The sequence below is a fragment of the Acuticoccus sp. I52.16.1 genome, from assembly GCF_022865125.1.
Taxonomy (GTDB): domain Bacteria; phylum Pseudomonadota; class Alphaproteobacteria; order Rhizobiales; family Amorphaceae; genus Acuticoccus.
In genome coordinates this window covers 24,696-46,479 of record NZ_CP094828.1, presented here as the reverse complement: position 1 = coordinate 46,479, position 21,784 = coordinate 24,696, and the positions used below count along the sequence as shown (strand labels likewise).

The window sequence follows — 21,784 nt, the reverse complement described above, 5'->3', positions numbered from 1 at the left end:
TCAGCCGCGCAGCCAGCCGTCCAGGAAGGTGACGCCGTCGCAGCCGGCGAAGCGGGCGAGGCGGGTCAGCTCCGCCTCCAGCGCGCGCGTGCGGGCGGCGCCGAAACGCACCCGCGCCTCCGGCCACACCCCGGCGACCTCCAGCGCCCCGGATGCGCCGCGCGCCATGTCGATCCGGGCGACGAACCGGTCGCCCTCCAGGATCGGGAAGACGTAGTAGCCGTACTGCCGCTTCTCCTTGGGGACGTAGATCTCGATCCGGTAGAAGAAGTCGAACAGCTGCTCGGTGCGGCGGCGGTCGCGCACCATCGGGTCGAACGGGCTGACGATACGCAGCCGGCCCGTGGGGGCCGCGGTGTCGAGCGGTGCGCCGTCGTCGAACGCGACGGCGCGGCGCACCGTCCCGTCGGCCAGCGTGATGCCGACGGGGCGGAGCCGGTCGGCGCTGCGGGCGATCCAGTCCTCGGCCTCCTCGGCGGTGATCAGCTCGAAGAAGTCGGCGAGCTGGCGCGGGGTGGCGAAGCCGAGGCGGGTGAGCGCAGCCTCGGCCGCCCAGTCGACGATCGCCTCTTCGCTCACGTCCTGCGCCATGAGGTCCGCCGGCACGACCCGCTCGGTGAGGTCGTACACCTTCTGGAACCCCTCGCGGTGGCACACGGCGAGCTTTCCAGTGCGCCACAGGAACTCGAGCGCGACCTTGGTCGGCTGCCAGTTCCACCACCCGGCGGACGACTTCTCCTCGGCAAAGTCGCGCGACAGGGTGGGGCCGTTGTCGCGCACGTGGGCCAGCACCTGCTCGCACATGGAAAGGTTGCGGCCATCGTCGCTCCAACGGGCGGTGAGGCGTGTCTCGGCGGTGCGGAAGCGGCGGCGCCAATAGGGCCAGAACGCCATCGGGACGAGGCTGGCGTCGTGCGTCCACCCCTCGAACAGGCGGCGCGAGTCGAGCAGGCGGGTCAGCGTCTTCTCGCGGTAGCGGTGGTGGCGGGCGTAGAGGATCATGTGGTGGGCGCGTGCCACCGTGGGGATCGAATCCACCTGCACGAAGCCGAGCCGGCCGATGGTCGCCTCGACGGTCGCAAGGTCCGCCGGTCCGGTCGGCGGGACCGCGAGGAGGTGGCGCGTCAGAAAGACGTGCCGTGCCTCGGCATTGGTGAGGATAGCGTCGGGCGTTGCCGCACCCCTGGCGGCACGCGGGGGCTTGGCGCTGCGCGCGCGGGCGGGCGGGGTCTCGGGCGCGCTCACGCGGGGGCGAGCGCGCGGGCCTCCTCGAACGAGAGTTCGAGGGTGTCGTGGCCGTCGAAGTAGACGAAGCCGAGCGTGGTGCGCTTGGACACCATCGCCGCCGGCAGCGGATCGTAGCGGAAGGAGCCACCGCCGAGGTGGGGCGTCAGCGAGGCCATGTCGGCGCGGGTGCCGAGCGCGACCCGCAGCAGCCGCATCTCGCCCCCGTCGGCGCGGCGGCCGACGAAGGGGACGCCGGCGAGGCGCAGGAAGCTCGTCGGATCGGCGGTGTGCTGGAATCCCTCGACGAAGGCCGTCTCCACCAGGTCGAGATCGGCCTCGCGCGTCACCGGGGCCTCGGCGTCGCCGCCGTCGGCCCGATGCGGCGTCTGCCACTGCGTCGTGCCACGGTGATTGTGGGCATGGTGGGAGCCGCCGTGTGGGCGGGCGACGTAAGGGTCGTACGGTTCGTCGTGACCGCGGTGCATGGTTACGCCTTCTCGTAGTCGATCGGCTTGTCGATGATCGCCTTGTGCTTGCCGAGCGTGCCGTGGGCACACATGGAGCCGAGCGCCTCGACCGCGACGCGCGTGCCCATCAGCGCCGTGATGTCGGACGTATCATATGGCGGGGAAACCTCCACCACCTCCAACCCGCAAATCCCCGGCGCGCAGACGAGGCCGAGGATCTTCAGCGCCTCGCGCGGCAGGAACCCGCCCGGCTCCGGCCACCCCGTGCCGGGCACGAAGCCGCAGTCCAGACTGTCGACGTCGAACGAGATGTACACCGCGTCGGCGTCCTTCCAGGCCAGCTCCAGGGCGATCTCGGCGGTCTTTTCAAGGCCGTAGTGCTCGATATCCTCGATGGTGAGCACGTTGGTCTGGCGCCGGTAGGCCTCCGCCGCGCCCGGACGGGGCACCTGCCATCCGCCGATGCCGAGCTGTACGAGGTTCACCGCCGGCACGTTGGGCAGGTTCGTCGCCCAGTACCACGGCGTCGTGTGCATCCGCTCGTCGAGGTCCTTCTCCTGGATGTCGATGTGCCGGTCGAAGTGGATGATGCCGATCTTCTTCGACGTGTTCTCGGCGATGCCGCGCACGCACGGAAAGCCGATCGAGTGGTCGCCGCCCAGGATCACCGGCAGCGCCCCGGAGGCGAAGACGTGGCCGACGCCGCGGCTGATCTGGTCGAACGACTTTTCCAGGTTGCCGGGGATGGTGAAGACGTCGCCCGCGTCGCACAGCGTCATCTGCTCGCGCAGGTCGACGCCCAGCTCGTAATTGTAGGTGGTGTAGAGCGCGGAGATGCGGCGGATCCCCTGCGGGCCGAAGCGCGTGCCGGGCCGGTAGGTGGTGCCGCTGTCGAACGGCACGCCCAGCACCGCCGCGTCGTACTTGGCGACGTCGCGAATGTTCTCGACGTAGGGCGCCTTGAGGAAGGTGTTGATGCCGGCGAAGTGCGGCAGCTCGCCCCGCGCGAAGGTCGGGATCGTGCGGTCTTCCAGCGACGGGGCGCCGGGGAGGCCCATCTCCAGCGCCCACTTCTGCTCGGCCGCCCAGGCGCTGCCGGGGAGCGCGTTCTCCTTCTCCAGCGCCTTCCAGCCGCGCGTCTCGCGGGCGTTGAAGTCGGGGTGATGGCGCCGAGCGGGCCGTGCGCGTGTGCGGGTGCCGGCCTTGCGGGACGCGCGGACGGGGTGGTCGGTCATGAACGTTCCTTCGTGTTCGTCAGCAGGGTGAGATGGGGCGCGCGCGGCCGGGCCTCGGCGGCCGGGGCCGTGGCGCCGCTCTCGCCCGCGACGGGGCTCTTCAGGGGGATGTCGTAGGTGATCGTCGCGCCGTAGGCGTGCGGGTGCTGCGGGTCGTGGCGGATCTTGTCGAACACGAGGACGCGGGTCCCCAGCTCGAAGGCTTCGCGGATGTCGTGCGTGACCATGAAGACGGTCATCCCGGTCTCGCGCCACAGCTCCACCAGGAGCGCCTGCATCTCGCGCCGGGTGCCGGGATCGAGCGCGCCGAAGGGTTCGTCCAGCAGCAGGATCTTGGGCCGCCGCAGCAGTGCCTGGCCGAGCGCCAGCCGCTGCTGCATTCCGCCCGAGAGTTGGACGGGATAGCGCGTCGCGGCGTGGGCGAGGCCGATGCGCTCCATCATCGCCTCCGCCTTCGGGCGCGCCTCGCGCCGGCGCGCGCCGGTGAGCCGGGCGAAGGGACCGCCCCGCTCGATCTCGAAGGGCAGCATCAGGTTCCCACGCACCGTCAGGTGCGGGAAGACGGACGACTTCTGGAAGACGATGCCCCGGTCCGGATCCGGCTCGCGCGCGATGGGCGCGCCCTCGATGAAGATCGCGCCCTCGGTCGGCTGCTCCTGGCCCAGCAGCATGCGCAGAAAGGTGGACTTGCCGCAGCCCGACGCGCCGACGATCGTCACCAGCGCCCCTTGCGCGACCTCCATGGAGACGCGCTCGAGGATCGGGAATTGGCCGTAGGTCAGCCCCAGCCGCCGCACCTCCACGTAGCTCACAGGCTGTCCCCCGCGAGGTGTGCCCAGGGGAAGAGGCGGCGTGAGGCAAACGCCAGCGCGCGGTCGATCAGGTAGGCGAGCAGCGTGATCCAGACGACGTAGGGGATGATGACGTCCATCGCGAGGTAGCGCCGCACGAGGAAGATGCGGTAGCCGAGCCCCTCGGTCGCCGCGATCGCCTCGGCCGAGACGAGGAAGATCCACGCCGGCACCAGCCCCAGCCGGATCGCGCGGACGAGATGCGGCCACATCTGCGGCAACACCACCCGCACCGCGAGTTGCAGCGTCGAGGCGCCCAGCGTCTGCGCGCGGATGATCTCCTCGCGCGGCAGGTCGAGGATCGCCTGTGCCACCGCGCGGATCATCAGCGGCGCGGTACCCACCACGATGAGGCCGACTTTGGCCGCCTCGCCGAGACCCAGCACGATGAAGAGGATCGGCAGCACCGTGATCGGCGGGATCAGCGAGAAGGCGGACACGAAGGGCGAGAACAACGCCCGCCCCAGCGGCAGGATGCCGACGACGGCGCCGAGCACCACCGCGAGCGCGGCGGCGATCGCCATGCCCGCGGCGAGCCGCTCCAGGCTCGCGGCCGTGTCGACCCACAGGAGGTAGTCGCCGGTGCGCTTGTCGGCCTCGAAGGCCATGCGGGTGAAGGTGGTCCACATCGCGCCGAGCGAGGGCAGCAGCTTGTCGGCCGGGTTCTCCGCCCGCCGGATCGCGCTGCCGACGACGTAGGCCACCAGCGCCACCGCGAACGGGATCGCGCCGAGGAGGATGGCGCCGACGCGATCGGGCTTGCGGTTGACGAGGCGCATGGGCCTTGCTGCCGCGTCAGAGCCGGCCGTCGGCCGCCATCTGCATGTACGTGGTGTCGAAGCGCAGCTTGACGTTGCCCGTGTCGCCGGTGACGGACCCGTCCGGATACTCCACGCCGACGAACTCCGCGCTCGGCGCCCCGGTGCCGAGGATGCCGTGATCGAACAGGAAGGTGGCGACGAATGTCATCGTCTCGGGGAGGCCCTCGCCGGCGACGAACTCCACCGCCTCGGCCGGGGTGTAGAACATCGCGGTGGAGGCGAGCTGCTCCTTGTAGCCTTCGATGTCGGTGCCGGAGGCGGTCGCCATCGCGGTCAGCGCGTCGATGTCGTCGCCCTGCATCAGCGCCATCGTCTCGTACCAGGCGCCGACCAGAGCCTTGCCGAAGTCCGGGTTGGCCTGGAGCGTCTCGGTGTTGACGACCATCATGTCGATGATCTCGCCCGGAATTTCGGACGAGTCGAACACCTTCGTGGAGTCCGGCATGCCGAGGATTTCCGACAGCAGCGGATTCCAGGTGACCACGGCCGTGACGTCCGGCGTGGTGTAGGCGGCGACGAGGTCGGCGTCGGAGGTGTTGACGACGGTGATGTCGCGCTCGGCGAGGTCGACCATCTCCAGCCCTCGCGCCAGCAGATAGTGCGAGACCGACAGCTCCACGAGATTGACCCGCTCGCCGGCGATCTCGGCGAGGGTGTCATTGCCCTTCAGGACGATGCCGTCGTTGCCGTCGGAATAGTCGCCGACGATGAGGGCGGTGGTGTCGACGCCGCCGCCGGCGGGGATCGAGAGGGCGTCCATGTTGGTCATCGAGCAGCCGTCGTACTGGCCGGCGGTGTACTGGTTGATGGACTCGACGTAGTCGTTGATCTGCACGGCCTCGACGGTGATTCCGTACTTGTCGGCCCACTTCTTCAGGATGCCGCTGTCCTGCATGTAGCCCCACGGCATCCAGCCGACATAGATCGACCAGCAGACCGAAAAGTCGGTCTTTTCCTGGGCGCTGGCGGGGGCGCTGGCCGGGATACTGGCGGCGGCGGTGGCCAGGATGGCGGCGAGCGCCGCGACGGCCTTGGTCGGTGTCATCACCTTCTCCTCCTCGGGCCGGCGTGTGCCGGATCGCAATGAATGCGCACGAGAAGGACCGGGAGACGGACCCGCTCGAGCGCGGAACCGTGCGGCGTTCTCCCGGGATTTTGGCCCGCCGTGTAACCCCGCCACCGGCAGGGCTTGCGTCTCTCGGACCAGTCGCGCTGTCACCAACGCCGGAACCCTAGACGCACCGCACGAGGGGATCGAAGCAAGAGGGATGCCAGCTCAGCCGCGCAGTTTGGCGAGGCGGGCGCGCAGGCGTGGCCGGGCGCGGGAGAGGTGCAGTTTCACCGTCGCCACGGAGCGGCCCGCGGCGAGGGCGGCGTCGGCGATGGTCAGCCCATCGAGGTGGCAGCGTTGGATCGCCTGGCGCTCCTCGCGGGGGAGCGTCGCCACCACCGCACGCACCGCCTCGGCGATCTCGCCGGCGGCGATCGGGTCGGGCGCCGCCAGCGCCTCGGGGATCGGCGTCGTCTCGATAGGCGCGGGGCGGCAGGCGCTTTGGATATGGCGCTCGGCGCGGGCGATGATCCAGGCCTCGCCGGTGGTCCGCCCGTCGTAGCGGCGCGCGGCGTTCCAGACCTCCAGCAGCGTGTCCTGGGCGACCTCCTCGGCGGCGACCTCGTCCGCCACGCGCCGGGCGGCGTGGGCCCGAAGGCGCGGCGCGATCAGGGCATAGAGGTCGCGGAAGGCGCGCTCGTCCCCGGCGGCGACGGCCGAGAGCAGGCCGGCGACGGGATCGTGGCGCGGGCCGGTCTGCTGGCAACCGGGGATCACGCGAAGTACGGGGCGGGGCCGGGGGCGCGCGGCCACGAAGGCCGGCGGCCCGGCGTTTGCGACTCTATCAGCAATCAACTGCGCCTCCTCGTGAAGGACGGCACCGCGGCCGTCCGCAGCCCCGAGGTGGGCGCCGCGACAGTGCCGGGACGTGCCCACGAGCACAGACGGGGAAGGCGAGCGAGCGCGCCCCGTCGCTGCGCGGCGCCGGCCCGATTCGCACCGGCCGATTCGCGCAGGCTCAAACGCGCGGGGGCGCGCACGAGGGCGCGCGGCGGCGTCCGCCTTCGGCGCGGGCGCGGTGATCGCGACATTGTGACCGTGTCCGGGCGCGACGGTCCTGGCCGAACGGCGCGAAAGTGCGCAGGATCCGGCGCAGTTCGATCGCACCGGCCGCGGGCGATGTGAAAATTGTCGCCCCGGCGTCTAGCCTTCCTGCAAACGGCTCAATAGAGCTGGCCGCGACGCCGGCCCAGAGGAGCTGCATGAGCGAGCCACGCGCGAGTGACCGCCGAGCGGACGAGGCTGCCCGCCCTCGCTCTTCCGATACCGCCTTTTCCCCCGCCCCCGCCCGCGCCCGCACGACAGTCGCTTCGCCCGACCCCGCGCGCCGTGCCTTCCTGCGCGCCGCCGCGCTGGGGACGGCGGGCGTCGGCGCGTTGGCCGGCGGGCTCGTCCCGGTCGAGGCAGAGGCGCAGCGTGCCGCGATGCCGGACGACGGGCTGGGCGACTTCGCGCTCCTGAACCTCGTCCTAAGCCTCGAGCACTTGCAGTTCGAGCTGTACAATCACGCGCTGCACGGCTCGGTCGACCTGGGCCCGGCCTTTTCCGGGTCCGCGCCGGGGGAGGTGATCGGCGGCGGACCGATGACCGGGATCGGCGAGGACCTCGCCGCCCTCGTCGCCGAGTGTGCCGACCTCGAGGCGCGGCACATCACCGTCCTGCGTGCCTTCTTCGACGGCTATGGCCGCAGCGCCGTGGACCGCCCGGCGATCGACTTCGTCGGCGGCTTCCGCCCGTTCGCCGGGGCGGCGGGTGGGCTGGGCGGCGCAGCGAGCCCGTTCGCAAGCGCCGACGCGCTCATCCTGTGCGCGCTGCTGGTCGAGGACATCGCCGTCAGTGCCTACACCACGATCCTGGAGCGCGTGGTCGACCCCAACGTCCGCACCGTGCTGCACCGCGTGACGCCGGCGGAGGGATACCAGGCCGGCGCGTTGCGGATGCTGGCCCGCCAGCGCGGTCTCGCGGCCGAGGCGCGGGCCATCGCCGCGCTGGAGGCGCGCCTGCGCGGTACCGAGGTCATCGACCCGGGCGCGGGCAGCGGCGTCATCGCCGACGCCATCCCGACCGACTTCTCCGGCTTCATCCCCGCCGACGACCTCGGCGCCACGCTCGGCGCGCTCTACGCGGGTCGCGGGCGCAGCGGCGGCGGCGGATTCTTTCCCGAGGGCATCGTCATCGGCGCCGACGGCCGGCGGATCTGAGCCGTCACGGGTTCTCGATCCTCGCCTCCCCGCGCAGGATCTTCATCAACATGTCGCTGGAGACGTCCGACAGGGCGTGGCGCGGGTAGGGCGTCGCCTCGGCCGGCGGGTCCTCGTCTTCCGAGCGTTCGCGGTCGGGCTCGAAGAGCTCCAGCACCACCCGCCTGTCGCCCTCGCGCAGGGTGACGCCGCCGGGCGTGATCGCCTCCACGCTCCACGGGCCGACGTGGGCGCCGGTGTGCAGCGTCAGCGTCTCTTCGGTGTCGAGGGCGCTGACGATGGCGATCGAGCGCCCGCCCATCTCCACGACGCCGATCAGTTGCAGCTCGGGCTGTGTCAGCACGGGGCTCGCGGGCAGCGTCACGCGGCGCGGCTTGGCGGCGGGCGGGCGGCGCGTGGGGGCGAAGAGCGGGCGCTCGCGCGCGGCGGCGACGTTCTCTCGGGTCAGCCCCGCGAGGGGGTGGGCCGGTGCCGGCTCGCCCAGCGCCGGGCCGGCCTCGGCGAGCGCAAGCGCGAGCGCGAGAAGGGCGGGCCCGGCGAGGCGCCTCACGCGGTGCCCTCGCGGCGGAACCCGCGCACGACCATGTCGACGTCGAGCCGCGGGGCCTCGCCTTCTGGTGGCGCCACGGCGCTCCGGCGGACGGAGAGGCGTTCGACGGTCAGCAGCGGCAAGGTCGTCTCGATGGCGAGGAGGCTGTCGAGGAGGGCGGCGTTGCCGGCTTCGAACGCCACGCGCAGGAGGATATCCCCGGCATCCCCCTCGCCGGACCCCGCGCCGTCCGCCCCCTCGATCTGGAAGGTGGTGATGCGGGCGGCATGCTCGGAGAGGATCGTGCCGAGATGGCGTTGCAGCCACGCCGCGGCGAGCGCGCGGGAGGCGCCGGGGAGGTAGAGGGCCTCGGTATCGGCCGGGGTGGGGGCGAGGCGGGTGATGCGGGCCCGCAGCGGCGCCATCTCGATGAGCCGCCGGTCGACGCGGTCGCGCAGCTCGGCAATGCGCACCGCGTCGACGGCGGCGAGCGAGGCCAGCGCCAGCGGCCCGCCCACGAACAGAAGCACCGCGGCGAGGCGCATCACGCGGGACGGCGCCGCCGCCGGGCCGGGCGAGGGGCGGGTGCTCACGGCGTCGCCGCCTTGGTGCGGCTGGCCTCGATGTCGAAGCTGTCGGCGCCGTCCTCGGTTCGGACCACCGGCGCGCCGAAGCGAACGCCATCCAAGAGGGCGCTTCCCTCCAGCGCCGGGATGAGGCCGGGCGCGTCGGTCGAGACGCCGGCGAGGCGCACCGTGCGGGGGGTGATCTCGAGCGCGGTGAGGTAGGTGCCGTCGTCCAGCGCGTCGGCCAGGCCGTCGAGGAGGACGGCGGCGGAGCGCTCCGGTACGGCCTCGGCGAGGAGCCGCTCGCTGCGGCTGGCGCCCGCATCGGCCGCCCGCGCGACCAGGGCGCGGCGCAATCGCGCCAGATCCGCATCGACGGCGGCGAGCGCGGCCTCCTCCTGGTGGCGCAACCACGCGGTGCCGCCGGCAGCCATCCCGGTCAGCGCCAGCGTCAGGGCGGCCGCGAGCCCCACCCGGCGACGGAAGGCGGTCCGCCGCGGCGCGCGCTCGCCGCGGTAGAGGTCGATGCCGAGGGGAGCCTCGGGCCCGTCGCCGGCGATGCCGAGGGCGGTCGGCCGCAGCCCGCGGGCGGCGAGCTTGGCTTCGGCGTCGGCGGCGATGGCGGCGGAGGTGGCGGCGAAGGCGACAGGGACCTGCCCGTCGCCGTCGACGGCCGCCGCCGGCGCGAAGCCGAACACCACGCTCGCCGGCTCCCAGGGGGTCAGCCGGTCGAGCCGGTGGCGCAGGATCGCCTCGAAGTAGTCGCGCCCCTCGGCCGGGAGGCGCACGGTGCGGGTCAGGACCCGCTCGGCGGCGAGGCGCATCTCCACGGGGCCGCCGTGCGCGGCGAGGGGGGCGTCGTGCGCCAGCGCCGTCGCCCGGCCGCGGGCGACGCGGTAGACGGCGAGGCCCTCCGCCCCCTCCACGGCGACGATGCGCACCCCGCGCCCACGCCCGAACAGCGGCGCGACGACGTCGGCAAACGCGTCCACCAGTCGGCCGAAAAGGGTCGCCATAGCCGCCATGTCCTCGTTCGTTGCACCAGTCTAGCGTGATCGACGGCCGGCGTTCACCCCGCCGTGCGCACGACCTCCTCGACGGTGGTGATCCCCTCGGCGACCTTGCGCAGGCCGTCCGCCAGCATCGACGTCATGCCGGCCGCCACGGCTGCCGCGGCGATGCGCTCCGGCTCCGGCGCCTCGCGGATCAGCCGGCGTACCACGGGGTCGACCTTGAGCACCTCGAAGATGGCGATGCGACCGCGATAGCCCGTCTGCCCGCAGGCGCCGCAACCGACGGCGACCAGGGCCACCGCCGCGTCCGGCACCGCATCGGGCACCCCCAGGCGCGCGGCGATCGGCGCCAGCGGCTCGCCCGGCGCCGCGCACCGCGGGCACAGCCGCCGCACCAGGCGCTGGCCCAGCACGCCGCGCAAGGTGGAGGCGATGAGGTACGGCTCCACGCCCAAGTCGACAAGGCGCACGACCGCGTCGGCGGCGGAGTTGGTGTGCAGCGTGGTCAGCACCAGGTGACCCGTCAGCGCCGCCTGGATGCCGATCCCCGCCGTCTCCCGGTCGCGCATTTCGCCGACCATGATGATGTCCGGATCATGGCGCAGGAAGGCGCGCAGGGCGTGGGCGAAGGTGATGCCGATGGCGGGGCGCACCTGGGTCTGATGCACACCGGCGAGCTGGTACTCGACCGGATCCTCCACGGTGACGATCTTGCGCGCCGGGTCGTTCAGCATCGCGATGGCCGTGGCGAGCGTCGTCGTCTTGCCGCTGCCGGTGGGGCCGGTGACCACGAGCAGCCCGTGTGGCTCGGCGAGGAGGGCGGCGACGGCGGCGCGGTCGGTCTCGCCCATGCCGATGCGGGCGAGGTCCAAGAGGCGGTTGTCCTTGAGCAGGATGCGCATTACCGCCGTCTCGCCGTGCATCGTCGGCATGATGGCCACGCGCAGGTCCGCCTCGGTCTGCCCGACGCGGATGTTGGCGCGCCCGTCCTGCGGCAGTCGGCGCTCGGCGATGTCGAGTCCGGCGAGGATCTTGATGCGCGACAGCACCGCCGGTGCCAGATGCCGGGCCAGCGGCGGCTCGGCCCTCAGCTGCCCGTCGACGCGGAGCCGCACCCTCAGCTGGTCGCGCTCGGTCTCCAGGTGGATGTCGGTGGCGCCGAGGTCGACGGCCCGCTCCATGAGCTGGTCGATCAGGCGCACGATCGGCGCGCCGCGGGCGAGGTCCTGCAGGGTGTCGATCGAGTCTTCCAGCGTCACCGCCGCCTCGGGCTCGGGCGGCGCTGGTGCGGCCGCCCCCTCGGCGCGGCCCAACAGCAACTCGATGTCCTCGAACGAGGCGACGGCCGTCGCCATCGCGCGGCCGCAGGCGAGGCGCACCGCGGCGATCGCCTCGCGCCGCTCGGGATCGGCGACCACCAGGACGCCGGCGTTCTGGTGGTCGACGAGCGGCAGCATGTGTGCCTCGCGCAGGTAGCGGCGCGAGAGGCTGGCGATCAGCGGCGTCATCGCCTCCAGCGCGGCGAGGTCGTAGCGCGGCAGGCCGGCGCGGTCGGCGGCGAGGCCGGCGAGGGCGTCCGCCGTGGCGGCGCCGGAGCGCCACGCGGTCTCGAGGTCGCCGTGGGCGGCGAGGGCGTCCTCGGCTTCGGCATGGCGTTGGCCGACGCGCCCCGTCATAGGGGGGCAGGTCCGGCGGGGGCGGCCCGCGCCACGATGAAGAACAATTCGGCGCGGCAAGTGAATGGATGGTTAATGCGCGAGAACCTCAGTCGTTCAGGCACGATTTTCTCGGAGAGGGCGCACCGATCGGGCATTCGGACCTCCGCGGCGGGACGGAACTTGTTGCGAATATACACCGAGCCGGGTTGAAGTGGAGCGGTCACTCCGGGCGCCCCATTCACGGTTCATCCATGAAGCGTGTATAACTTCGCCGTAATCCGTTGACCAGTACGGCAGTTTTGGCGGCAGCCGGAGTTTCGGGTGCGTGTCCGCGTGCGCCATGCCACGGCGATGGCGGAGGAGGGGTGTGTGGGTTCTGCGCGAGCGCGGCGGGGATGAGACGGGTCGCATGCCTCCTGGCTGCGCTTGTTTGCGTCGCGCTGTTCGCCAGCTGCAGCGACCGCGGACCGGCCTCCATCAACGGTCCGTTCCAGAATGAGCCGATCTTCGGCGACCTGCGCGCGCGCCATCCCAAGAAGGTCGCCCCGGCCACCGCGCAAGGGCTCGTCCCGCTCGACGGCAGCGTCGGCGTCACCCAGTCCTATACCGAGACGGCCGGGACCGATCCGAGCGGCGGCCGTACCTCCGGCGGCCGCGCCGCCGCACTCGACGGCAGCGCGTCCTACCGGCTGAACTTCGACGATGCGGAGCTGTCCCAGGTGGTGCGCGCCATCCTCGCCGACGCGCTGCAGGAGAACTATACCACCAACCTGACCCTCTCCGGCCGCGTCACCATCTCGTCCGAGCGCGCGGTGCGGCGGGACGAGCTGCTGGCGATCCTGGAAAACCTCCTCGACGGGGAGGGCTATGCGCTGGTCGAGACGGGCTCCGGCTACCGGATCGAGCAGGGCGGGGCCACGCCGGGACGGGTCGACCGCGGGCGCGGCGGACCGGGTTGGGGCATCTCCGTGGTGCCGCTGCGATACGTCTCGGTCGACACCATCTCGACCATCCTGCAAGGCTTCGTGGTGCCGACCGACAACCTCTCGCTCAGCGTGGCGGAGAACGCGTTGGTGGTGCGCGGCCCCAGCGGCAAGCGCGCCGAGGTGGTCGACGCGATCGTCTCCTTCGATGCGGACTGGATGAAGAACCAGTCCGTCTCGATCTTCGAGCTGCGGCGGGCCAAGCCGGAAGACGTCGTCTCCGAGCTGAACACGATCTTCGCCAGCCAGGAGGAGAACGTCGCCGCCGGGGCGATCGAGTTCAAGGCGCTGCCGCGGGTGAAAGCCGTCATGGCCCTGTCCAAGAGCCGCGACCTGATGCGACGCGCCTCCGCCTGGGTCCGCCGGCTCGACATCCAGAACGCCAAGTCGGCCGAGAACGTCTTCGTCTACCGCGCGCGGTACCGCAACGCGGCGGAGCTGGCGAACGTCGTCGGCGAACTCTTCAATGCCGACACGTCCACCTCCCGCCAGCCCCGGCGCGCCGCGGCGAGCAACGTCGAGAGCGCCTTCGCGGCCGAGAGCACGACCCTGCGCGACCGCTTCTCCGAGGCCGCCTCGGTTCTCAGCGGCGATCCCGCCGGCGACATCGACCTGTCCTCCGGCAACAGCGAGAGCCCCATCAAGGTGAGCGCGGACGTCGCCAACAACGCGGTCGTCGTCTTCGCCGACGGGGCGACCTACGAGAAGATCCTCGCCACCCTCAAGGCGCTCGACGCGACGCCGGTGCAGGTGGCGATCAACGTCACCATCGCCGAGGTGCGGCTGACGGACCAGCTCGAATTCGGCGTGCAATATTTCGTCAAGTCGAAGAGCGTCGGGCTCGACCGCAACGTCGGCTCCGCCTCGCTCTTCACCGAGGTCGCCAACACGCTGCAAAAGCAGATCCCCGGGTTCAACTTCGTCGTCGGCTCCAACTCCGACCCCGACGTCATCATTTCCGCGCTCGACGAGATCACCGACGTCGAAATCCTCTCCTCGCCCTCGCTGGTGGTGGTCGAGAACGAGACCGCGTCGCTCCAGGTGGGCGATTCGGTCCCCGTCACCGTGCGCCAGGCGCAGAGCGTGGAGAACGTCGACGCGCCGATCGTCAATCAGGTGGAATTCCGCGACACCGGCATCATCCTGGAGGTGACGCCGCGGATCGGCGAGAACGACGCGGTGACGATGAAGGTGAGCCAGGAGATCTCCGCCGTCGCGAGCGACGCCGACAGCCTGACCCCGACGTTCTCGCGCCGCCGCGTCAACAGCGCGATCTCGGTCCAGAGCGGGCAGACGGTGCTGCTCGCGGGCATGATCTCCGCCCGCCGGCGCGACCGCGACCAGGGGATTCCCGTGCTGAAGGACGTGCCCGGCGTGGGCAAGCTCTTCTCCGAGACCGCCAAGGGCCAGGAGCGGACCGAGCTGGTGGTGCTGATCCGCCCGGTGGTGATCCGCGACGGCGTCGACGCGCAGTCGGTCGCCGAGGAACTGCGCATGCGCATGCCGATCCTCTCCGGCCGCGACGCGCCGCAAGGCGTCACCAAGCGCTGATGCCGGGCGCCCTGGTGCCGGCCGTCGCAGCCGTCGCGGCGGCCTTTTGCACGGCCGTGATCCTCACAATGCCGGCGTTCGGCGTCCTGGCCCCGGCGCTCGGCCTCGCCGTCGCAGCGCTGTGTGCGCTCGTCGCGGTGGTCGACGCGCGCACCTTCACCATCCCCGACGGTGCGGTCGCCGCGCTCGCCGGGCTCGCGGTGGTGCTGCGCTGGGCGGCGGGGCTGGCGACGGGGCAGGGCACGGCCACGCTCCTCCCGGTGCTGGCGCTCGACCTGGCGCTGTCGGCCGGCGCATTGTGGGCGGTCCGCGAGGTGTTCTATCGCCGCCGCGGGGTCGACGTGCTGGGCTTCGGCGACGTGAAGCTGGCCGGTGCCGCGGGGCTCCTCGTCGGCGCGGCGGGTTTTGCGGCGGCGCTGCTGGCGGCGAGCCTTCTCGGACTCGTGATCGCGGGGGGGATGGCGCTCGCCGGGCGGCGGGTGGACCGCTCCACCAAGCTGCCGTTCGGGGCTCTGCTGGCGCCGGCCGTCTTCGCCGTATGGTGGATGGCGGGGCCCTCGGCGGTGCCGCTGTGAGGGCCGGGCTGGCGTTGCCGGCCCATCCGGGCAATCACTGACGGCGGGGATGGGGGAGAGCGATGGAGCGCTTCGAGTACCGCGCGATCGATGCGTCCGGCAATCTCGCCGCCGGGGCGATCGAGGCCGCCTCGGTCGCCGATGCGTACGATGCGCTGGCCCGCTCCGGCCTCACGCCGCTCGACGCGCGCAAGGTCGCCGGCACCCGCCCCTGGCGCGAGCGGATGACGCCGGACCCGCGGCCCGAGCACGTCACCGCCTTCACCGCCGATCTCGCGATGTTGCTGAAGGGCGGCGTGCAACTCAACGAGGCGCTGAAGATCCTCGCCGACCTCGAGACGCGGGCGTGGCTGCGCCGCCTGACCGCGACGCTGTCGGCCGATATCTCCGCCGGCCGCAGCTTCTCCGAGGCATTGGCCCGTCACCCCCGCGAGTTCCCCCCGGTCTACGCCAAGACCGTGGAGGTCGCCGAGGCCGCCGGGCGGCTGGAGGAGGCGCTGTCGGGCCTCGCCGCCGAACGAGCGCGGGCCGAGGCGATGCGGCGCAAGGTGGTCGCGGCGGTGGCCTACCCGCTCTTCCTCGTGGTCGCGGCGCTGGGAGTTCTGGGCTTCGTCCTCCTCTATGTGATCCCGCAGTTCGAGGGCGCCATCGCCGGCTTCCGCGACCAGATGGACCCCGCCGCCCTCCTCGTCTTCGACCTCTCGGCGGCCTTCCGCGCCCATGTGGACCTCGTCGCGATCGCCTCGGCGGTCGTCCTCGTCGCGGGGCTCGCGGTGAAGCGGCTCGGCGAGGCGCGCGCGCTGTGGCTCGCGCTGGCGGCGCGGCTGCCGGTGACGCGCACCATCGTGTCGCACGCCGAGACCATGGCCTTCTGCCGCACGCTCGCCATCCTGACCGACAACGGTGTGGACATCTCCACCGCACTGCGGCTGATCCGCGGCGTGCTGGCCCGTCCGGGGGCGGGGCGGCGGGTGGATGCGGTGACCGCCGAGGTGCGCCAGGGGCGGCGCCTGTCCGACGCGCTGGCGCAGGAGGCGCTGATGCCCAGCCACGTGACGCAGATGCTGCGGATCGGCGAGGAGGCGGGCGAGCTGGGACCGGCCGCCGGCCGCGTCGCCGCCTTCTACGAGCTGAAGCTGGAGGCGGCGCTGACGCGGCTGACCGGCATCCTCGGCCCGGCGCTGATGATCCTGGTCAGCCTCTTGATCGCGTGGGTCATCATCTCGGTGATGTCTGCGCTCATCGGGATCAACGATCTGCTCGTATAAGGCATGATGACCATGGCACACCTCTCGCGCGCCGCGCGCGCCTCCCGCCTCCGGCGCACCGCAAGGCGCGACCGACGCGGCGGGTTCACCCTCGTCGAACTCCTGGTGGTGCTCGTCATCCTCGGCCTGGTGATGGGGCTCGTCGCGCCGCGGGTGCTGGGCTACCTCACGTCCTCGCGCGAGCGGGCGGCGGCGCTGCAGATCCAGTCGCTCGGTGCCGCCCTCGACCTCTACTTCATCGACGTCGGCGCCTATCCGAGCGCGACGCAGGGGCTGGAGGCGCTGGTGGCGCGGCCCGGCGGCGTGGCGGCGTGGAACGGGCCGTATCTGCAGCAGGGTAGCGTCCCGCTCGATCCCTGGGGCCATCCTTACGACTACGCGCCCGAAGGCGGCCGACGCTTCACCATCACCTCGATGGGGCCGGACGGGCGGACGGGAGGGAACGACGACATCGCGCCGCAATGACGGGTTCGCCCTGATCGAGGCGATGCTGGCGCTTTTGACGATCGCGCTGGTGGCGAGCCTCGTCATGCCGTGGGCGCTGCCTGGGCGGGGGCGGGCGATGCTGGAGGGGGAGGCACAGCGTGTCGCCACCTTCCTGCGCGGCGAGCGCGACGCGGCGCTGCGGTCCGGCGCACCGTCCGAGGCGCGGCTCGACGCGGCGGCCCATGCGCTGCGCGGCGGTGGGGGTGTCCTCACGCTGCCGCCTCGTCTGACCCTGCGCATGAACGGCGAAGTGCCCGGCCGCATCGTCTTCGCGGCCGACGGGCGGGCGAGCGCGGCGGCGTTGCGCCTGTCTGCCGGCGGCGCGTCGGTCCTCGTCACGGTGCGCCCCTACACCGGCGCGGTCGAGATCGCGCCGTGAAGCGGGGGCGCCGGCGCGGCGAGGACGGGTTCACGTTGCTGGAGGTGCTGGTGGCGCTGGCGGTTCTGGCGGCGGTCTCCGTGGCGATCCAGCAGGGGGTGGTGGCGGCGACGGCGACGGTGTCGCGCGCGGCCGGCCTGGCGAGTGCGGAGCGTGTCGCCCGGTCGCTGCTCGCGACGCCGCTGGAGCCGGGCGCGTCGCTCGCTCCGCGCTCCGGCACCGTCGGCGAGCATCGCTGGACGATGCGCTTCGAGCGGCTCCCCTTCGCCCCGGCCCGGGTCGGCGAGGCGGATGCGGCGGCGGTGTGGTCCCCGGTGCGCCTGCGCCTCACCGTCACCGCCGGCCCCGCCGCTCCGCTGGAGGTCGAGACGGTGCGCCTCGTGACGACCGCACCATGACGCCCGCGCCCCGAAGCGCGCCGCCGGGCCGCCCGCCCCTCGGGAGCCGTGCCGGAGCCGCGCCCGCGGTGTGGGGGGACGGTGGAGGCTCGCCGGCGGGCGGCGTCCCGGCCGGGGGCCTGGCGGATCGGAGTCGGGCGGGCACGTCACCGCCGCGCCGGAATGGGGGGCGGCGGGGCGGGTTCATGATGCTGGAGGCGCTGTGCGCGCTCGTTCTCAGCGCGCTCGTCCTCGCGGGGGTCAGCACCGTCCTCTCGCTGATGGCGCGCGCCGGGGACCGCGCCGCCGCCCGAGCCGAGACCGTGGAGGCGACCACCCGCCTCGTCGACGCCATCCGCCGCGATCTCACCGCGACGATCCGGGCCCGCTGGGCGGGCGACACGCCGGCCTTCGTGTTCTCAGGGAGCGGGTCGCAGATCCTTTTCGCCGCTCGTGGCGCGGACGGGAGGGCGACGGTCGTCGTTCTTCAGGCTCTCGGCGACGGGGAGGCGGCGCGGCTGGTGCGAACGAGTGCGCCGCTGCCGTCGACCGCGACCGCCGCGGCTGACCTCGAGCTGCCCCCGGCGGAGGTGGTCGCGCGGGGCCCGGTCGGCTTCCGCTTCGCCGGCCGGACCGAGCCGGACGCCGCCGAAGCGACGAGCGGCGGTTGGCCGAGCGGCCCGCGCATGCCGGACGCGGTGCTGGTCGACGTCGGCGACGGGATCGTCGACCGTATCGCTCTGCCGATCGATGCCGACCCCGGTTGCGCCGCCGCGCCGGACGACGCCGACGCCTTCTGCACCGAGCGCCCGCGCGCGGCCGATCCCATCGGGGAGCCGGGGCGATGAGCGGCGCGCCACGCCGGCGATCCGGACCGGGAGAGGGCGGCTTCGTGCTGGTCGCGGTGCTGGTGGTGCTGGCGTTGATGGCGGGCGTGGTCGGCACGGCGTCGCTGGCGGCGCGCGGGGCGGCCGGGTCGGCGCGACTGGCGGCCGACCGCCTCGCCGCGGACGCGTTGGTGGACGGCGGCGTCGCGTTGGCGGCCTATCAGCTCTACGGCCTGGGGCACCGGGCCGCGGATGTCGACGGACAGTCCGTCACCTTCGACGACGGCACGGTCGTTCTCGGCGTCGTTCCGGAAACGGCGCGCATCGACCTCAACGCCGCGTCGGCCGCGATGCTCGCCGGGTTGTGGCGCGCTCTGGCCCGCCCCGGCCGCGCCGAGGCGTTCGCCGCCGCCGTCACCGCCTGGCGCGCGACGCCGGCCGACCCGTCCGGGGCCGAGCCGGCCGACGATGTGGACGGCGCCGCAGGAGACACCCGGCACGGCCCGTTCCAGAGCGTCGCGGCACTGGTGTCGGTGGCGGGAGTCACGTCCGAAGACGTCGCCGCGATGGCACCCTATCTCACCGTCTTCAACCCGTCCGGCACGATCGACCCGCGGGCCGCGCCGCGTGCCGTCCTCGCATCGCTGCCGGGGGTGACGGCCGCGACGGTCGACGCCATCGTCGCATTGCGGGCGGGTGAGGGGGACATCGTCGCCCGGATCCGTGCCATCGCCCCGGCGGCAGCCGGCCACCTCGGCCTCGAGGCGCGGGCCTACCGGCTTCGTGTCACCGCCCGCCACCGCGCCCTCGGGCCGACGACTGTGGAGGCCGTGATCACCCGCGGAGCCCGGCGCGGCGCGCTCTACCACGTTCTCGACTGGCGCGCCGCGCGGTGAGCCGCCCGATAACGCCCACTCCCGCCGCCCACTCCCGCGCCGCCCGAACCCGAGGGCCGGAGGGACCGGGACGGTAGCGCCGCGTCGAGATCGCCGCCGCTGCGGCGGAGCGTGGCGCCGGCTCCAACGAAACGCGCCGCGACCGGGGGGCGGTCGCGGCGCGGCGAATGGCGATGGGTGCGGCGCGTCAGTGCTCCTTGGTGAGCGCCTTCTCGATCTCGTCGATCGGCCGGTTGGTCAGCTCCTTGGCCACATCGAAGACGATGCGCTCCTCCACCTCCTTGTGGAGCGACTTGCGCAACTCTCCCAGGACCGTCGGCGGGGCGGCGATGATGAGCTTGTCGTACTCGCCGCGGTGGGCGGCCTTGTAGAGACGCTCGGCGATCTCCTTGGCGAACCGCTCCTTTTCCAGGCGGTGCCAGTCCGTCTCTTCGACGGCGCTCTTGTGACCGGGACCGTTGTCGTGCCGGCGGCCGGGGCTGTCGCTGCCCTGCTCGCGGTTGGGCGGGTTCTCGTGCTCCACCTCGCGCACGACGGTGAGGTGGGGGAACCCGCCATCGTTGCCGTTCTTCAGGAAGAGGGCCTTCTCGCCGTCTCCGACCATGACCCAGGCGTCGGCTGGGATCGTACGCATATTAGCCTCCCGATACTGGTCGGGACTCAATGTGCGGGAGCAGGCGCCGTTCCACGGCCGAGCGATTGTGTCCTAATCATAACGTCGAGCCAATTGCGGTAGCAGATGGCGTCGATCAGGTCGTTCGAGTAGCCGCCGGCCCGCATCGCCGCGACCAGCCGCGGCAGCCCCGTCGCGTCGCCGATACCGGAGGGCAGGAACGCCCCGTCGAAGTCCGACCCGAGGGCGACACCGCGGGGCCCGAGTTTCTCGAGCATATGGTCGAGGTGCCGGCGCATGGTGTCGAGCGAGGTGTTGGGGTCGCGCCGGCCATCGTCGCGCAGGAACGAGGTGGCGAAGTTGAGCCCGGCGACGCCCTCGCTGTCGCGAATGGCGTCCATCTGCGCGTCGGTCAGGTTGCGCGAGCAGGGGGAGAGGACGTGCGCGTTGGAGTGGGTCGCGACCACCGGCGCCCGGCTGACGCGCACCACGTCCCAGAAGCCCTTCTCGTTGAGGTGGCTGCAATCGACCATCACGCCCAGCTCGTTGCAGGCCGTGACGAGGGCGACGCCGCGTTCCGTCAGCCCCTCGCCGATGTCGGGCGAGGAGGGGAAGCGGAAGGGGACGCCGTAGCCGAACACGGTCGGCCGGCTCCACACCAGGCCGAGCGAGCGCACGCCCGCGGCATAGAGCGTCTCGAGTTCGTCGAGGTCGGGGCCGATGGCCTCCGCGCCTTCCATGTGCAGCATCATCGCGAAGGTTCCGGCGTCGACCGCGGCCTGCACTTCGGCGGAGGTGCGGCAGATCCGGACTTCGCCTTTGGAGCGACGCTCGATGCGGAAGGCGATGGCGAGCTGCGCCAGCGTCACCTGCAAGGCGCGCTCCTGGGCGAGGCCGACGGGGGGCGCGTCGACGCTGCCTTGCGTCGCGGTGCGACCCGTCCCGGGCTCGTCCATCACGAAGGTGGCGAAGATCCCGCCGGCGAGGCCTCCCTGGCGCGCGCGCACGAGGTCGACGTGCCCCTCGGCGTTGCTGCCGAAGAACCGTTCACCGGTGCGATCGCGGCGCCAGAGACGCAGAAGCACGTCGTTGTGCCCATCGAAGATGCGTTGATTCATAGGCTCCCTGCGCTCCGGCTCCAGTGTCGGACCGAAGCCGGGCAGCGTCAACGGGCCGCCTCGATCGCCCGGAGTGCCTCCGCCGCCGACCCGGAGAGCGTGCCGACATAATCTTGCACGAACGGGCCCACGGCCTCGCGCCAGGGCCCCTGGTCGACCTCCACCATCTCGGCGCGCTGGCCGATGGCGCGGCGCATCGCCTCGTCCTGCTCCTCTTCGGCGAGGGTGTTGAAGTAGGCGGCCGCCTTCTGCGCCGCCTCCTCGAACAGCGCCTGATCCTTCTCCGGCAGACTCTCCCAGAAGTTGCGGTCGAAGTAGACGACGCCGATCGCCCAGATGTGCGCCGTCTCCGACAGGACCGGTGCCACCTCGAAGAGCTTCAGCGCCTCGTATCCGGACTTGGTGAGGTCCATCGCCTCGACGACGCCGGTGCCGAGCGCGGTGTAGGTCTCGGTGATCGGCAGCGCCGTCGGCTCGGCTCCGAGGTAGCGCCACAGGGCGATGTGGAGGTCGCTCTCCAGCACGCGCATGGTGAGGCCCTTCACGTCCTCCGGCTTGGTCAGCGGGCGGTCGGACAGGAGGTGGCGGGCGCCGAAGATGATGAAAGCCGGCGTCTCGAACCCCTCGGCGCGGTAGGCGGCGCGCAGCTGCTTGCCGAGCGGGCCCTTCATGGCGGCCATGATGTGCTCGCGCCCATCGAACACGAAGGGGAGGTCGAGCACCGCACCGTCCGGCACCCAGGTGGTGAGGTTGGCGACGGTCGACAGCGCGCCGGTGATGGAGCCGAGGCGCACGCCCTCGGCTTCCTCCTTCTCGCCGCCCAGCGCGCCGTTGGTGACGATGTTGAACTTGTAGATGCCGGGGCGTGCCGCCTCGACAAGGGCGGCGAAGCGCTCCCAGAACTTGCTCTGCGGCTTCTCGGGTCCGTATTGCGAGGTGACGGTCAGGCTGTCCTGCGCCAGCGCCGGCAGCGGCGCTGCGAGAGAGGCCGCGACCATCGCGGCGGCAATGATGCGGAACATGGGACGGCTC

The 21,784-nt window shown here is 72.4% G+C and carries 23 protein-coding genes and 1 riboswitch; of the genes, 9 read left to right on the top strand and 14 right to left on the bottom strand.

Annotated features, from left to right (window positions below):
- The 7 genes from MRB58_RS00220 to MRB58_RS00190 form a co-directional block, all read right to left on the bottom strand.
- Positions 1-1,245, bottom strand: coding sequence for a winged helix-turn-helix domain-containing protein (locus MRB58_RS00220; RefSeq protein WP_244779587.1), 1,245 nt, complete (start codon positions 1,243-1,245; stop codon positions 1-3).
- The gene (locus MRB58_RS00215; RefSeq protein ID WP_244779585.1) at positions 1,242-1,712 is read right to left on the bottom strand and encodes a hypothetical protein; all 471 of its coding nucleotides are present in this window, start codon (positions 1,710-1,712) and stop codon (positions 1,242-1,244) included. The genes MRB58_RS00220 and MRB58_RS00215 overlap by 4 nt, the downstream gene beginning before the upstream one ends.
- A 2-nt stretch (positions 1,713-1,714) precedes the next feature.
- Positions 1,715-2,929 carry an agmatinase family protein gene (locus MRB58_RS00210; RefSeq protein WP_244779579.1) on the bottom strand — a complete coding sequence of 405 codons (1,215 nt, stop codon included), beginning with the start codon at positions 2,927-2,929 and terminating at the stop codon, positions 1,715-1,717.
- Positions 2,926-3,741 (bottom strand): ABC transporter ATP-binding protein, encoded by an 816-nt coding sequence (locus MRB58_RS00205; protein WP_244779577.1) that lies wholly within the window; start codon positions 3,739-3,741, stop codon positions 2,926-2,928. Before MRB58_RS00205 ends, MRB58_RS00210 begins: the two co-directional genes overlap by 4 nt.
- A complete protein-coding gene (locus MRB58_RS00200; RefSeq protein WP_244779575.1) occupies positions 3,738-4,559 on the bottom strand; it encodes an ABC transporter permease in 822 nt (273 codons plus the stop codon). Before MRB58_RS00200 ends, MRB58_RS00205 begins: the two co-directional genes overlap by 4 nt.
- A gap of 16 nt (positions 4,560-4,575) precedes the next feature.
- Positions 4,576-5,646, bottom strand: a complete 1,071-nt coding sequence (locus MRB58_RS00195) for a putative urea ABC transporter substrate-binding protein (RefSeq protein WP_244779574.1) — start codon at positions 5,644-5,646, stop codon at positions 4,576-4,578.
- Positions 5,647-5,743: 97 nt separating this feature from the next.
- A riboswitch (guanidine-I (ykkC/yxkD leader) is annotated at positions 5,744-5,848 on the bottom strand.
- Between the two features lie 29 nt (positions 5,849-5,877).
- Positions 5,878-6,507 carry an RNA polymerase sigma factor gene (locus MRB58_RS00190; protein ID WP_244779573.1) on the bottom strand — a complete coding sequence of 210 codons (630 nt, stop codon included), beginning with the start codon at positions 6,505-6,507 and terminating at the stop codon, positions 5,878-5,880.
- Positions 6,508-6,914: 407 nt separating this feature from the next.
- Here MRB58_RS00190 and MRB58_RS00185 point away from each other — a divergent pair, with 407 nt between their 5' ends.
- Positions 6,915-7,913 carry a ferritin-like domain-containing protein gene (locus MRB58_RS00185; RefSeq protein ID WP_244779572.1) on the top strand — a complete coding sequence of 333 codons (999 nt, stop codon included), beginning with the start codon at positions 6,915-6,917 and terminating at the stop codon, positions 7,911-7,913.
- Positions 7,914-7,917: 4 nt separating this feature from the next.
- On the opposite strand, the gene MRB58_RS00180 is transcribed toward MRB58_RS00185, so the two are convergent.
- From MRB58_RS00180 to MRB58_RS00165, 4 genes are read right to left on the bottom strand one after another with little or no spacing between them, the layout of a single operon-like run.
- A complete protein-coding gene (locus MRB58_RS00180) occupies positions 7,918-8,463 on the bottom strand; it encodes a hypothetical protein (protein WP_244779570.1) in 546 nt (181 codons plus the stop codon).
- Entirely contained in the window at positions 8,460-9,035 is a 576-nt protein-coding gene (gene gspM / locus MRB58_RS00175; protein WP_244779568.1) for a type II secretion system protein GspM, read from the bottom strand. The genes MRB58_RS00180 and gspM overlap by 4 nt, the downstream gene beginning before the upstream one ends.
- Positions 9,032-10,024, bottom strand: a complete 993-nt coding sequence (locus MRB58_RS00170; protein ID WP_244779566.1) for a PilN domain-containing protein — start codon at positions 10,022-10,024, stop codon at positions 9,032-9,034. The genes gspM and MRB58_RS00170 overlap by 4 nt, the downstream gene beginning before the upstream one ends.
- 53 nt (positions 10,025-10,077) lie before the next feature.
- On the bottom strand, positions 10,078-11,697 hold the full coding sequence (locus MRB58_RS00165; protein ID WP_244779565.1) for a GspE/PulE family protein: 1,620 nt from the start codon (positions 11,695-11,697) through the stop codon (positions 10,078-10,080).
- Between the two features lie 377 nt (positions 11,698-12,074).
- Between MRB58_RS00165 and gspD the strand changes: the two genes are divergently transcribed.
- The 8 genes from gspD (at position 12,075) to MRB58_RS00125 (ending at position 19,021) form a co-directional block, all read left to right on the top strand.
- Positions 12,075-14,213, top strand: a complete 2,139-nt coding sequence (gene gspD / locus MRB58_RS00160) for a type II secretion system secretin GspD (protein WP_244779562.1) — start codon at positions 12,075-12,077, stop codon at positions 14,211-14,213.
- Positions 14,213-14,788 carry a prepilin peptidase gene (locus MRB58_RS00155; RefSeq protein ID WP_244779560.1) on the top strand — a complete coding sequence of 192 codons (576 nt, stop codon included), beginning with the start codon at positions 14,213-14,215 and terminating at the stop codon, positions 14,786-14,788. Before gspD ends, MRB58_RS00155 begins: the two co-directional genes overlap by 1 nt.
- A 62-nt stretch (positions 14,789-14,850) precedes the next feature.
- On the top strand, positions 14,851-16,056 hold the full coding sequence (locus MRB58_RS00150; protein WP_244779559.1) for a type II secretion system F family protein: 1,206 nt from the start codon (positions 14,851-14,853) through the stop codon (positions 16,054-16,056).
- A gap of 3 nt (positions 16,057-16,059) precedes the next feature.
- Entirely contained in the window at positions 16,060-16,521 is a 462-nt protein-coding gene (gene gspG / locus MRB58_RS00145; RefSeq protein ID WP_371747217.1) for a type II secretion system major pseudopilin GspG, read from the top strand.
- Between the two features lie 22 nt (positions 16,522-16,543).
- Complete coding sequence (locus MRB58_RS00140; protein WP_244779557.1) at positions 16,544-16,921, top strand: hypothetical protein; 378 nt, start codon at positions 16,544-16,546, stop codon at positions 16,919-16,921.
- Positions 16,918-17,319 carry a prepilin-type N-terminal cleavage/methylation domain-containing protein gene (locus MRB58_RS00135; protein ID WP_244779556.1) on the top strand — a complete coding sequence of 134 codons (402 nt, stop codon included), beginning with the start codon at positions 16,918-16,920 and terminating at the stop codon, positions 17,317-17,319. Before MRB58_RS00140 ends, MRB58_RS00135 begins: the two co-directional genes overlap by 4 nt.
- A 185-nt stretch (positions 17,320-17,504) precedes the next feature.
- Complete coding sequence (locus MRB58_RS00130; protein ID WP_244779554.1) at positions 17,505-18,146, top strand: hypothetical protein; 642 nt, start codon at positions 17,505-17,507, stop codon at positions 18,144-18,146.
- On the top strand, positions 18,143-19,021 hold the full coding sequence (locus MRB58_RS00125) for a type II secretion system protein GspK (RefSeq protein ID WP_244779552.1): 879 nt from the start codon (positions 18,143-18,145) through the stop codon (positions 19,019-19,021). Before MRB58_RS00130 ends, MRB58_RS00125 begins: the two co-directional genes overlap by 4 nt.
- A gap of 187 nt (positions 19,022-19,208) precedes the next feature.
- Here MRB58_RS00125 and MRB58_RS00120 read toward each other — a convergent pair whose 3' ends face one another.
- The 3 genes from MRB58_RS00120 to MRB58_RS00110 are packed head-to-tail and all read right to left on the bottom strand — an operon-like array spanning position 19,209 to position 21,774.
- Entirely contained in the window at positions 19,209-19,655 is a 447-nt protein-coding gene (locus MRB58_RS00120; protein ID WP_244779550.1) for a host attachment family protein, read from the bottom strand.
- 26 nt (positions 19,656-19,681) lie between these two features.
- Entirely contained in the window at positions 19,682-20,752 is a 1,071-nt protein-coding gene (locus MRB58_RS00115) for a dipeptidase (protein ID WP_244779548.1), read from the bottom strand.
- 47 nt (positions 20,753-20,799) lie between these two features.
- Positions 20,800-21,774 (bottom strand): TRAP transporter substrate-binding protein, encoded by a 975-nt coding sequence (locus tag MRB58_RS00110; RefSeq protein WP_244779546.1) that lies wholly within the window; start codon positions 21,772-21,774, stop codon positions 20,800-20,802.
- Positions 21,775-21,784 lie beyond the last annotated feature (10 nt).